Origin of the sequence: Mesorhizobium sp. CO1-1-8 (assembly GCF_020164875.1) — a bacterium.
GTDB lineage: Bacteria > Pseudomonadota > Alphaproteobacteria > Rhizobiales > Rhizobiaceae > Mesorhizobium.
Window position 1 is genome coordinate 23,568 of the sequence record NZ_JAIUGZ010000007.1, and the last position, 12,031, is coordinate 35,598.

Below are 12,031 nucleotides of genomic sequence, written 5' to 3' on the forward strand. Positions count from 1 at the left end.
CAAGCCCATTGGGTGTCAACCGCGCAACCATGGTTTTTCGTTTCTGTTCGCCGGCTGTGACGGCGGGCCATATCCTTGGCCGGAGTACACCGCTATAGAAGCCAGCCATGAGCGACAAAACCAATACCTCCAAAGACACCCATTACGCCAAGCTGCGCCGCGCCTACCGCGACGAGAAGAGCGGCGGCGCGCCGGCGTTCCGGCCCCGACAGCCGGTTCCGCCAGGCGAAAATGCCGCGGACGGGCTGGTGCGGCTCTACGGCCTGCACACGGTGCGTGCCGCACTCGACAATCCGCGCCGCAAGATCAGGAAGATGCTGGTGACGCGCAATGCGGCCGAGCGCCTCGAAATCGCCGATCTCGCCGCCCTGCCCTTCAAGACGGAACTGGTCCAGCCCAGGGATATCGACAAGATCACTGGGTCGGATGCCGTGCATCAGGGTGTGCTGATCGAGGCCGAGCCGCTTAAAGCAAAGCGGCTCGATGCGCTTGGCGATGCAAGACTGGTGCTGGTGCTCGACCAGATCACAGACCCGCACAATGTCGGCGCCATCCTGCGCTCGGCGGTCGCCTTCGGCGCCGGCGCGCTGATCACCACGGCCCGCCACAGCCCGCAGGAATCGGGCGTGCTGGCGAAATCCGCCTCCGGCGCGCTGGAGTACATCGACCAGATCGAGGTGAAGAACCTCGCCGACGCGCTCGGCCAGCTGCACGAGGCCGGATTCCGCACCATCGGGCTTGATTCAGACGCGCCGGCCGAACTCGAAAAGAGCTTTGCCGGAGAAAAGATCGCCCTGGTGCTGGGCGCCGAAGGCAAGGGCCTGCGCCAGAAGACCCGCGAGACGGTGACGACGCTGGCACGGCTCGACATGCCCGGCGCTATCCATTCGCTCAACGTATCGAATGCCGCGGCGATCAGCCTTTACGTGGCGCGGGCATTTTTGAAGCGCGGCTAAGCCAAAAACATCCCGAAACGAGAAACGGGTCCCGGCAGACGCCGGAACCCGTTCTTCGATGGGCCAAGAGTTGGCGGCTTGGGAACGTTGCGCCGCCCTCTCCTGACCTATGCCGCTTTGCCCCGGGTGTCGGCTGCCTCGCTGCCGACCTCGAAATTGGCCATCCGCTCCAGCGCCCTGACCAGCGCCGAATGATCCTCCTTGGCGCCGCCATTGGCCGCGCAGGAATTGAACAGCTGCTGAGTCATTGAGGTGTTGGGCAAGGAAACGCCGAGCGCCTTCGCGCCCTCCAGCGCGAGGTTCAGATCCTTCTGGTGCAGTTCGATCCGAAAACCCGGCGCGAAGGTGCGCTTGACCATACGCTCACCATGGACTTCCAGGATGCGCGAGGCCGCCAGGCCGCCCATCAGCGCCTGCCTGACCTTGGCCGGATCGGCGCCGGCTTTCGACGCAAAAACAAGCGCTTCGGCGACGGCTTCAATGGTCAACGCAACGACGATCTGGTTGGCCACCTTGGTGGTCTGGCCAACGCCGTTCGGCCCGACCAGGGTGATGTTCTTTCCCATCTTCTCGAAGACGGGTTTGGCGCGCTCGAAGGGTTTTTCCTCGCCTCCGACCATGATGGTCAGCGACGCCGCCTTGGCGCCAACCTCGCCGCCCGAGACCGGCGCGTCGAGATAGTCGCAGCCTAGATCGTTGATCTTCCTGGCAAAGGTCTTGGTCTCGATCGGTGAGATCGAGCTCATGTCGATGACCAGCTTGCCCCTGGTCAGGCCGGACGCGACGCCGTTGTCGCCGAACAGCACATCGGCCACCTGCGGCGTGTCTGGCACCATGGTGATGATGATGTCTGCAGCCTTGGCCACGGCGGCATGGCCGGTGACTGACTTCAGGTCCTTGGCAACGAGATCGGCCGGCGGCTTGGAGCGATGGTCACTGGCGATGACCCTGTAGCCGGCGTCCAGCAGATGCCCCGCCATCGGCGCGCCCATGATGCCGAGGCCGATGAAACCGATGGTTTCCATTATGGTTCTCCAAATGACTGTGTGAAACGCCCCCTCATCCGGCCTTCGGTGGCCGCGCAGCGGCCGGATGAGGGGGCCTTAACTGCTACGCCGCAGCGCTCCCCTGCCCGCTCAATTCCCGGAACCACCCCAGCCCCGCTTCCGTACCCGCCTTCGGCTTGTATTCCGCCCCGACCCATCCGGCATAACCAATGCGGTCGATATGCTCGTACAGGAAGGGAAAATTGATCTCGCCCGTCCCCGGCTCGTGACGGCCGGGATTGTCCGCAAGCTGGATATGCGCGATGCGGCCAAGGTTTGCCTCGATGGTACGGGCGAGATCCCCCTCCATGATCTGCATGTGATAGATGTCGTATTGCAGGAACAGGTTTTTTGAGCCGACGCGGTCGATCAGCGCCAGCGCCTGGTCAGAAGTGTTGAGGAAAAAGCCCGGAATATCGCGCGTATTGATCGGCTCGATCAGCAGCCTGATGCCGGCCTGCTCCAGCTTTTCCGCCGCGAAGGCGAGGTTTTCGGCAAAGACATCCTCCAGCACCTTGCGCTCAGTGCCGGCGGGTGCGATGCCGGCCAGACAATTGACCTGCCGGCAGCCGAGCGCCTGCGCGTAGGTGATCGCCTTGGCGATGCCCTGGCGGAATTCCGGCACGCGGTCCGGCAGCACGGCAATGCCGCGTTCGCCCTTGCCCCAGTCGCCGGCCGGAAGATTGAACAGCACCTGGGTCAGGCCGTTCTTCTTCAACCGGGCCGCGACGACATCGGGCGCATGGTCATAGGGGCCGATATATTCGACGCCCTTGAAGCCGGCGTGAGCGGCGGCGTCGAAACGGTCGAGGAACTCATGCTCGCCAAAGAGCATCGACAGATTGGCTGAAAAACGCGGCATATTTTTTTTCTCCCCTGTCCGCTAGGACTTAATCCAACATCACGATCGCTGTCGGAGCATCTTCCTGATGTTCGGCAAGCTCCTCGAATTCGGTGATCTTGTCGATCTCGGTACCCATGGAGATGTTGGTGACGCGTTCGAGAATGAATTCGAGCACGACCGGAACCCGGTGCTCCTTCATCAGCCGCTGGGCCTCCTTGAAGGCACCAGCAAACTCCTCCGGCTTGCGCACCCTGACCGCCTTGCAGCCCATGGCCTCGGCGACGGCAACATGATCGACGCCATAGCCGGCCTCGGGATCGCCTGCCCGGTTGATGTTCTCGAAGGCAAGGTCGACCTCGAAGTCCATCGAGAAACCCCGCTGCGCCTGGCGGATCAGGCCGAGATAGGCGTTGTTCACGACGACATGCAGATAGGGCAGTTTGTGCTGTGCGCCGACCGCCAGTTCCTCGATCATGAACTGGAAATCATAGTCGCCCGACAGCGCCACGATGGTCCGGTCGGGATCGGCGGCGCGAACGCCAAGGGCAGCCGGCAAGGTCCAGCCGAGCGGGCCGGCCTGGCCGCAATTGATCCAGTTGCGCGGCTTGTAGACATGCAGGAACTGCGCGCCGGCGATCTGCGACAGGCCGATCGTGGTGACATAGGTGACGTCGCGGCCGAACGCCTTGTTCATCTCCTCGTAGACGCGCTGCGGCTTCAGCGGCACCTGGTCGAAATGCGTCTTGCGCTTCATCGTCTTCTTGCGGGCCTGGCACTCCTTCGCCCAGCCGGACCAGTCGCGCAGCTTGCCTGCCGTCTTCCATTCGGTGGCGACGTCGAGCAGCATCTTCAATGCTGCGCCCGCATCCGAGACGACGCCGAGATCCGGCGCGAAGACACGGCCGATCTGCGTCGGCTCGATGTCGACATGGATGAATTTTTTGCCCTTGGTGTAGACATCGACGGAGCCGGTGTGACGGTTGGCCCAGCGGTTGCCGATGCCGAAGACGAAGTCGGCTTCCAGCATCGTCGCATTGCCGTAGCGGTGCGAGGTCTGCAGCCCGCACATGCCGGCCATCAGCCGGTGGTCGTCGGGGATCGCGCCCCAGCCCATCAAGGTCGGCATGACCGGCACGCCTGAAATCTCGGCGAATTCGATGAGCAGGTCCGACGCATCGGCATTGATGATGCCGCCGCCGGCGACGATCAGAGGCTTTTCGGCCGCGTTGAGCATCGTCAACGCCTTTTCGGCCTGCGCGCGCGTCATGGCCGGCTTGAACGGCGTCAACGGCTCATAGGCATCGATGTCGAACTCGATCTCGGCCAGTTGCACGTCGACCGGCAGGTCGATCAGCACCGGACCCGGCCGTGACGAGCGCATCAGGTGAAACGCCTTCTGCAGCGCCATGGGGACGAGATAGGGTTCCATGACGGTGACCGCCCATTTGGCGACCGGCGCAGCAATGGCTGATATGTCGACGGCCTGGAAGTCCTCCTTGTTCAGCCGCGCTCGCGGCGCCTGGCCGGTGATGCACAGGATCGGAATGGAATCCGCTGCGGCCGAATAGAGCCCGGTGATCATGTCGGTGCCGGCCGGACCCGACGTGCCTATGCACAGGCCGATATTGCCTGCCTTGGCGCGGGTAAAACCTTCCGCCATATGCGAGGCGCCCTCGACGTGACGGGCTAGCACGTGGCGGATCGTTCCCCTGGCCTTCAGCGCCGAATAGAACGGATTGATCGCCGCGCCCGGCACGCCGAAAGCGCAGGAAATGCCTTCCTTTTCGAGAACGAGAACCGCGGCATCGACAGCGCGCATCCTGGCCATTTTCCAGCCCTCCACGGGTTTGTCATTGTTGGATCGGCAAAGGATGTCAGCACGCCGGGTATTTTTCAATTTTTTCAGAATATTTTTTCATTTCTAAAAAACGGCGTCATTTTCTTGTTTTTATTGGCTATTCCGTTTTCCAGAATTCGGCTAGCGATCGCAGTGAAAAACTTTTTCATTGTGCGTTTTGCAAAATCGGTCGAGAATGACGGCATGGAAACCGCCGAAAAACGCCAGCGTGGCCGGCCACGCGCTTTCAACGGGCCATCGGAGGCCAGCTCGGTGCAGTCGCTCGACCGGGCACTGCGCATCCTGGCCATTGTCGCGGAAGGCAGCGGCCTGTCGCTGAGTGAGATATCGGCGCAGAGCGGCCTTGCCGCCTCCACCGCCTACCGCATGCTGACGACGCTGCAAAACCATGGCATGGTCGAGTTCGACACATCAGACCAACTGTGGTCGATCGGCGTCGAGACCTACCGCATGGGCGCGGCGTTCCTGCGCCGCCGCAAGCTGGTCGACCGCGCCCGTGTCGTCATGCAGGAGTTGATGGAAAGAACCGGCGAGACCGCCAATCTCGGCGTCGCCGAGGATGATTGCGTGGTCTTCGTCAGCCAGGTCGAGACGCATCAGGCGATCCGCGCCTTCTTCCGGCCGGGTACGCGCAGCTCTTTCCATGCGTCCGGCATCGGCAAGGCGGTGCTGGCGCATCTCGAGCCGGAGCGCGTCGGAACCATCCTGCGCAAGGCCGGCCTGCAGCGCTTCACCGACAAGACGCTTTCCGACATTTCCGCCCTTGCCCAGGATCTGGCGACAATAAAGCTGCGCGGCTGGTCGGTCGACGACGAGGAGCGGCACCCCGGCATGCGCTGCGTGGCAGCCGCCATCTTCAACGAATTCGGCGAGCCGATCGGCGGCGTTTCGGTGTCGGGACCAACGGTGCGGGTGACGCCGGAGCGGCTGGCCGAGATCGGCCCGCTAGTGCGCGATGCCGCGGCCGAGGTGACCAGGATGATCGGTGGCGTGCGGGCCGGCTGATCAGCCCGCCCCGGGCAGCGCGCTCCTGGTCGCGATATCAAAGAAATCGAGAAGGATGGCCATGCCGACGCCGCAGGCAGTGAATATCAGGCCGGCCATGAAGATGCGGTTGGCGCGTTCATAGATGCGCCGCCGCAGGCATTTCGTGTTGAGCAGCAGCGAGAGCGCCCGCATCTGCAAGGCGATGCCGGCCAGGATCGGCAGGACGGCGACAAGATGGTAGGTCTGCCACGGGATCGGGTTGGCGGCCCAATGGGTGATGAAGCCCAGCGAAAACGCCAGCAGGATGCCGACGGCGGTGACGGTGCCGTTGCGGAAACCGTTTCGACCAGGTCTTCCCTGGGGTCCTGCTCGTCCAAGGGTCTCTCCCCGCGTTTCGCGGTGAGAATAGACGCTCGGAAAATCTCTGTACACCGTCCGGTCTACCGCCCGGGCCATCCTTTCAGTTGCCGTGAATCGGCCGATGGAGCATTGCACCGCTCAAGACAACAGAAGAGGGGCTCGCATGAGCCCCTCTGTTGCTGAAACGGTCCTCCCCTCAGAGACGGCAATAGTGGCGGTATCCGTCGCGGCCAAGATAGGTATCGGAGTCCAAATCGTAGCTGGCGTAACGATCGTAGCAGCGGCGGACATGCCACGAGCCGCCGCCTTCGTCGACATAGACGGTGCGGGGCTGGGCCAGCAGGCTGCCGAGGACGAGCCGCCAACGCCGGCGGCAATGCCGATGCCGAGGTCGTGATTGTGGTGATGGCTGTGGGCGGCCGAGGGCTGCACAGTGCCGGCCAGCGTGGCGGCGGCGACGGCGGTGGCGATAAGGCCGGAAACGAGTGTGTTCTTGAACATGACGATCTCCTTGCTTCGTTGACCGAGGCGATCCATCCGCCTCTTGATCATCTGTCGTCGCGGCCAGGAAAAAGGTTCGAATCTTTTTTCGATTTTTCTGGGACCGGGGAAATCGGATCGACCGAGGTCATGCTGACGGCGACTGGAGAGGTTGGGGAGAACATTGATGATAGCCGATCTCCCCACCTGCGGGGGAGATCACCAGCGTCGCAGACGGTACCTATTTCGCAACGCCGAACGCAAAAAGGGCGGCCGAAGCCGCCCTCTTGGGGAATTGGGTCCTCCATCAAAGGAAAATGATCACCCTGCCGTGCCTGTGGTGATGATTGTGGTGCTTCCACCAGAACTTCTTGAAGTGCTTCTTGTGATGGTTGTGGTGGTGATGATGATGGCCGTGCATGCCGTGGGCCGACGACATGCCGCCAGTGCCGACGAGCGCGCCGGTGGCGACGAAGATGGCGACGAGGCCTGAGGTGAGAGTGCGCTTGAACATGATGATCTCCTGGATCCTTGATCGAGGCGACCCATTCGCCCCTGACCATCAGTCGGCGCGGCGCGGCAAAAGGTTCGAAAGGTTTTTGCAGATTTTTTGTGGAGCGGCCGGAGGACGAGTGAGTAGGGAGTAGGGAAACACAGACCCCGGGTTGCCACTCCCCTACTGACTACTCACTCTCTCACCAATTCACCCCATCCCCGTCACATGGCGCAGCCAGAACGCCAGCGCGATGAAGCCGATGACGGTGGTGACGCCGGTCCAGTCGACATTGGCCTTCTTCACATCGCTGATGATCTTCACCAGCAGCATCCAGGCCACGAAGAGGATCGGGAGAATGATGACAAATCTGATCATGCGGCACCCCTGCTCGAAGCGATTGCACCTCCCCAACATGTAGGAAGCAATCCGGCGCTTTTCAGGATGCCCCTCCCCGGCGGCCCATGCGGCATGCCGGAAAAAACGGAGTTTTGTCTTTACTGGCGCAACAAATATGCTAACCGAAGCGCCGTGCCCTTGTAGCTCAGCTGGTAGAGCAGCGGTTTTGTAAACCGAAGGTCGGCGGTTCGATTCCGTCCGGGGGCACCAATAAAATCAACATCTTAGCGGAACCCAACTCCTTGTCGAAATAGCCATACTGCCCTTGGGGTAACGCTAGGGGTAAGGATTCTATTCACATCATTTGTCGGCTGCCAAGTTGATCGTCCGATCCGCCTCTGCGATGGAACGTTACGCGGAGTGATAACATGGCCGATGAATCATGGATTAAGATCAGCAAGGCGTATCGCCTGGTATCACGGGCCCTCAGAGATAGGCGCATCGCTGAGCGCCGATTGCTTGCAGCTCTCTCAAAATCGAAAATCGCAGCCAAGGCTGAGTTCTTTCGGGTCTATTGGCAGGAGGGGGTAGACGCAGATCAAATCGACCTGCTCCTTGACGCGCCAATTTGGAGCTACGCTCGCCTCAACTTCGGGAAAGATGCTGTTGATTTCGATGTCGGTCCGGATCCTGCCGGATACTACCTTCTGGTGGCCGGCAACCTCACCTGGAGTTCGCCCGTAACAACAAGGGAGAATTCACCCAGGCAGAATGAGGAGATCAAAGCGTCGATCAATGAGTCTGGGGGCGATGACGGCAAGGATGAACTTGACGACTTGCCAACATCCTACAAGGCACACGATGTGCGCCTGTCTACCGTCGATTTGTTCAGGGAGTTTCCAACCGCGCGTCCGGTTGCGACCACCGAGGCTAGTGAGTCCAAGGTTCAGGGGGCAAAGAGCCGAGGTGGGCGCCCAATCATATATGATTGGGTTGCCGCCGCCGCTTTTGTCGGCGTGGTGCAGGATGTTGATGGCTGCGCGCCATCAACAAAGGAACTGATGTCCTTCTTCGACAAAATTGGGAAAACGCCGGACATAGATGACATTGCAAAGTTCATACGCGTCTTTCGCGAAGAACACCGGAAGCGAATGGGCCGCTAGTTTGTAAGTTTTCCCGGTTTTCCCGGTTTCCCCCGTCCCTGCCGAAGGAAGCGGCGGTACACCTCGTCGCAATCGACAACGAGGTGCAACATGACATCACAAGAGATCAGATATTTGAACGCAAGAGCGGTTTGCGCGAGATATGGCGTGAGCCCAATGACCCTATGGCGATGGGCCCGAGACAAAGACCTCGCTTTCCCGTCCCCGATGTACATCCAAAGTCGCCGCTACTGGAAAGAGACTGCCCTCTCCGAATGGGACGTTCAACCTCATTGCGTCACCAAGAAGCGTGGCCGGGAGGGAAAGCACCCCACCGTAAAGGTACTGAGGGTGAACGATTTGATCGACGGATGAACGATCAGGAGCTCCCGGAGGCACCCAATCAATCCCTAAGAGAGGACAACATGTTCAAACTGCAAGAAATACCGCGACTTCATGCAGACCGCTCGAAACCCTTACGGCCGAGATGGTCTGCGTCCGCTTCGAGATCAGCGAAAAGACCCTATGGCGCTGGCAGCGCTTGCCTTTCCCGAGCCGACGTACATGCAGGGCCATCGTTACTGGCTCGAAAGCGACGTTGCCAATTGGGACACCAAACTGTGGGGCCAAACATTCTCGGTCAGTGAAGAGTACTCGTTGAAACGGTAGCCACTCCACCTATCGGCTCAGCTTTTCGTCAAATTGAACGGCCAAGCTCGCTGTCGCTTGTCCCGGGCGGCTCCCAACTTCAATCAACATCAAGGTGAACATATGCAATCCCTCAACCAGTGGGAGGACGACGCGCGATCTTTCGAAACGCAATCATTTTCCCGGAACGAAGACCAAATACGTCTCGATCTACTCCAAACCTGCCCGAAATACGGACCGCGGACTCAGGAACTTCAACGGCTTCTGCGTCTCGGCTTGATTGATAGCATACCACCACCAACGTTGGCTTCGTCCCTGCAGATGAGGGAGCTCCGCGCCGAAATTATCGGGCTTTGATTGAGGCAGTTGAGGACATCCCTAATGATGACATTAACGTTGTCACCGTCATCAACCGACATTGGAGCTTCAGTCCAGCAGCCCTCGATAGGACTAGCGCAGCAATGATCAAAGGCGAGTTCCGGACCCACCTCGGGAGGGCGGGAATTCTGGCACGGAAGGGACTTCTTGTTGGCTTTCTACACGGTGAGTTCGAGCCCACCAGCCGGAGGTACCAACTGCACTATCACCTCGTAACGATGCGCAACAAGGCCCAGGCTATCCGACCAGGACTTAAAGGTCGTTGGGGCTACGAGCGGACCTTCACAGGAGCGGCTCCCATCGTAACCCAACCGGTGAACGATCGACGCGACCAACTTTCCTACCTCTTCAAAGCCTTCTGGCCGCAGAGAACCGTCATCGAGATCAACGGCAAGAAAAAAAGAAGCCGGGAGATAGCCAGGATCGATCTCCCCTATCATAATCAGGTTCTCGCCTGGATTCACAAACAAAATCTGGCAGACGTTATGATAACAAACAAGTGCTCTTACCGATCAGGTCGATTCATCTCGCTACGATAGCGTTTGTATTTCTCGATTTGCGGAGAACACGCTTGAATCATACTTAGATATCCATAGGAGGTGCATCCAATTCCATCTTCTGAACATTTTTACGACAACACTGCGTCAACCTAAACGTCAATCAACAAACCCCCTTCCGAATTTTATGCTTATCACCCCGTCGAGGTGGGAAGGTGGGAATTATGCGAAAAATGAAGGGGAAATCATGACTTTAGAATCGAACGGATCGGGTCCCACAAGCGAAAGAGCTGGCACCGCCAAACACAGCAGCGCGATGGACGCGCCTTGCATTCTCGACCTAGTCGAGGACCAGAACGGAACCCATTGGGTGAACTACGGCACCGCCTCGCGCTCGACTTGGTTCTCGCTGGAGGAGCTTCTTGTCAACGAGAAGGCAGTTCTTGCCAAGCTGAGTGGCCCGGGCAGCACGCTGTTGATGACCAAATCCAAGAACCGTTTCAAGAAACTCATCGAGGATGCGTCGGATTACAGGCCGGCTAATGTCGCAGAGCATCCGGGCTGGTGCGGTAAGTCATTCGTCTTCGGTGACGGGACGATAGCTTCTCCGAAGAACCACGATGAGAAGATTATTGTCGCCTTCGAGATGAATCCGAAATTCGCTCTGGCAGGCACCCTGGAAGCTTGGTTGACAGGAGTCGGACGGGTGGTTGCAAACCAGCCGCTACCATTGGTCATGCTTGCCTACGCGTTCGTGCCTGCCCTTCTTCGCTTCATTCCAGCTGGGATTTTCAATCCGCAGATTGAGTTGGTTGGGGAGCCCGAGACTGGAAAGTCAACGCTCGCAGTTCTGGCGGCATCGGTTTGGGCTGGGGATCCGGACAGCGACACAGGTGGTGGTGAGACCTGGAACCGCACCTTAGGTAGTCTGGATCCATTGAAGGTCTCGCATTCCGACATGCTCTTGATGCTGGATGAGGTCAACATGGCCGGCGGCAACGCCCGCGAACAAGCCGACCTAATCCGATCGGCCACCTTTCGGTTCGCTTCCACTGGGACCAGGGGCCGGCTGGCTGGCCCCGTTATGTCTTCCGACGTCCGCATGGCCCTGCTGAGCACCAGCAACGAGGCTCTCAGTCAGTTGGTCAAGGCATCGAAGACGGTCGTAGGGGCCGTGAGCTCTCGGATGGTGACGATCAACGTCAGCAAAGCGAGCGGGTTTCTGGATACAGTTCCCGACCACTACGAAGATGCGAGCGAGGCTGCAGCGGAACTTCGCAAAGATTGCGCTCGAAACTACGCCCATCCTGGGAGGATCTTTGCCGCCCGGCTGGTCGAAGCTGCCGCGGAGGACGAGGATAAGCTTCGAAGGCAAATCGCGAAAGGGATGGCTGCATTCCTCGAGCAGCTCAGACATCGTCGTGGAACTGACGGTACATCCGAGCGCGTCAAAACGGTCTTCACGATGATCTTTGCGGCTGGCACGCTCGCCCGGAGATGGGGGCTGTTGCCTGAGGAATGGGGAGGCCTGACGAAAAGCCTGCTCAATGTGTTTGACCGGATGGAGGGGCGATCGGTGACAACCGGAGACACCGCTTCCTCCGCCCTGGAGCGCGTGAAGAAATACGCTCGGGAGCATGGCGCCGCCATCGTACGGGTCAAGACCATGTCAGGTCCCGTGAGCTTCAAGAAATTCAGTGGCTCGCCAGGGTACTTACTCCGCCGGGACGGAAAAATGGCGGTGCTCATCCCGTCAGATCGGTTTCAGTTGGAGTTCGTGGACCACAAGGCCATGATGCAGGAGTTGCGCAGGCTCGGCCTGGCCAAGACTGAAGGCGGCAAAAAGCCTAAGCTGACGGTCAAGACGCCATCAGCAATCTGTGCAGAAGGGCGAGTCTACTGGATATTACTCGGCACCGACTGAGAACGTAACCCTGCACATGGGCCTCGCAATCTTCTGAAGGGTGCGACGCTCCTCATCCGCCTTCCGACAGAAGTGGCTG

General features: G+C 59.7%; 11 protein-coding genes and 1 tRNA gene. 5 read left to right on the forward strand and 7 right to left on the reverse strand.

Going from position 1 to position 12,031, the window contains the following annotated elements; genetic code table 11:
• Window positions 1-107: 107 nt before the first annotated feature.
• Window positions 108-956 (forward strand): 23S rRNA (guanosine(2251)-2'-O)-methyltransferase RlmB, encoded by an 849-nt coding sequence (gene rlmB / locus LB558_RS15845; RefSeq protein WP_224698404.1) that lies wholly within the window; start codon window positions 108-110, stop codon window positions 954-956.
• Between the two features lie 107 nt (window positions 957-1,063).
• Here rlmB and LB558_RS15850 read toward each other — a convergent pair whose 3' ends face one another.
• The 3 genes from LB558_RS15850 to gcl form a co-directional block, all read right to left on the reverse strand.
• A complete protein-coding gene (locus LB558_RS15850) occupies window positions 1,064-1,981 on the reverse strand; it encodes a 2-hydroxy-3-oxopropionate reductase (protein WP_224698405.1) in 918 nt (305 codons plus the stop codon).
• 85 nt (window positions 1,982-2,066) lie between these two features.
• Entirely contained in the window at window positions 2,067-2,864 is a 798-nt protein-coding gene (hyi, locus tag LB558_RS15855; protein ID WP_224698406.1) for a hydroxypyruvate isomerase, read from the reverse strand.
• A 28-nt stretch (window positions 2,865-2,892) separates the two neighbouring features.
• Window positions 2,893-4,674: a glyoxylate carboligase gene (gene gcl / locus LB558_RS15860; protein ID WP_224698407.1), complete on the reverse strand. Its 1,782-nt coding sequence runs from the start codon at window positions 4,672-4,674 to the stop codon at window positions 2,893-2,895.
• 213 nt (window positions 4,675-4,887) lie between these two features.
• Between gcl and bhcR the strand changes: the two genes are divergently transcribed.
• Window positions 4,888-5,709, forward strand: coding sequence for an HTH-type transcriptional regulator BhcR (gene bhcR / locus LB558_RS15865; RefSeq protein WP_224698629.1), 822 nt, complete (start codon window positions 4,888-4,890; stop codon window positions 5,707-5,709).
• On the opposite strand, the gene LB558_RS15870 is transcribed toward bhcR, so the two are convergent.
• The 4 genes from LB558_RS15870 to LB558_RS15885 form a co-directional block, all read right to left on the reverse strand.
• On the reverse strand, window positions 5,710-6,123 hold the full coding sequence (locus LB558_RS15870) for a hypothetical protein (protein WP_224698408.1): 414 nt from the start codon (window positions 6,121-6,123) through the stop codon (window positions 5,710-5,712).
• A 124-nt stretch (window positions 6,124-6,247) separates the two neighbouring features.
• Window positions 6,248-6,304, reverse strand: coding sequence for a hypothetical protein (locus LB558_RS33195; RefSeq protein WP_412033474.1), 57 nt, complete (start codon window positions 6,302-6,304; stop codon window positions 6,248-6,250).
• Window positions 6,305-6,838: 534 nt separating this feature from the next.
• Window positions 6,839-7,045, reverse strand: coding sequence for a hypothetical protein (locus tag LB558_RS15880; protein WP_224698409.1), 207 nt, complete (start codon window positions 7,043-7,045; stop codon window positions 6,839-6,841).
• A 189-nt stretch (window positions 7,046-7,234) separates the two neighbouring features.
• Window positions 7,235-7,402, reverse strand: a complete 168-nt coding sequence (locus LB558_RS15885; protein WP_224698410.1) for a hypothetical protein — start codon at window positions 7,400-7,402, stop codon at window positions 7,235-7,237.
• 155 nt (window positions 7,403-7,557) lie between these two features.
• Between LB558_RS15885 and LB558_RS15890 the strand changes: the two genes are divergently transcribed.
• From LB558_RS15890 to LB558_RS15900, 3 genes are all read left to right on the forward strand, one after another.
• Window positions 7,558-7,633, forward strand: a tRNA-Thr gene (locus tag LB558_RS15890).
• Between the two features lie 158 nt (window positions 7,634-7,791).
• Window positions 7,792-8,526 carry a hypothetical protein gene (locus tag LB558_RS15895; RefSeq protein ID WP_224698411.1) on the forward strand — a complete coding sequence of 245 codons (735 nt, stop codon included), beginning with the start codon at window positions 7,792-7,794 and terminating at the stop codon, window positions 8,524-8,526.
• 1,872 nt (window positions 8,527-10,398) lie between these two features.
• Window positions 10,399-11,952 carry a DUF927 domain-containing protein gene (locus LB558_RS15900; protein ID WP_224698412.1) on the forward strand — a complete coding sequence of 518 codons (1,554 nt, stop codon included), beginning with the start codon at window positions 10,399-10,401 and terminating at the stop codon, window positions 11,950-11,952.
• Window positions 11,953-12,031 lie beyond the last annotated feature (79 nt).

What these genes read in the sequence shown, in the direction of transcription:
- gcl (WP_224698407.1), bottom strand. Translation starts at nt 4,674, where the DNA reads ATGGCCAGGATGCGCGCTGTCGATGCCGCGGTTCTCGTTCTCGAAAAG.
- hyi (WP_224698406.1), bottom strand. Translation starts at nt 2,864, where the DNA reads ATGCCGCGTTTTTCAGCCAATCTGTCGATGCTCTTTGGCGAGCATGAG.
- LB558_RS15850 (WP_224698405.1), bottom strand. Translation starts at nt 1,981, where the DNA reads ATGGAAACCATCGGTTTCATCGGCCTCGGCATCATGGGCGCGCCGATG.
- LB558_RS15895 (WP_224698411.1), top strand. Translation starts at nt 7,792, where the DNA reads ATGGCCGATGAATCATGGATTAAGATCAGCAAGGCGTATCGCCTGGTA.
- LB558_RS15880 (WP_224698409.1), bottom strand. Translation starts at nt 7,045, where the DNA reads ATGTTCAAGCGCACTCTCACCTCAGGCCTCGTCGCCATCTTCGTCGCC.
- bhcR (WP_224698629.1), top strand. Translation starts at nt 4,888, where the DNA reads ATGGAAACCGCCGAAAAACGCCAGCGTGGCCGGCCACGCGCTTTCAAC.
- rlmB (WP_224698404.1), top strand. Translation starts at nt 108, where the DNA reads ATGAGCGACAAAACCAATACCTCCAAAGACACCCATTACGCCAAGCTG.
- LB558_RS15885 (WP_224698410.1), bottom strand. Translation starts at nt 7,402, where the DNA reads ATGATCAGATTTGTCATCATTCTCCCGATCCTCTTCGTGGCCTGGATG.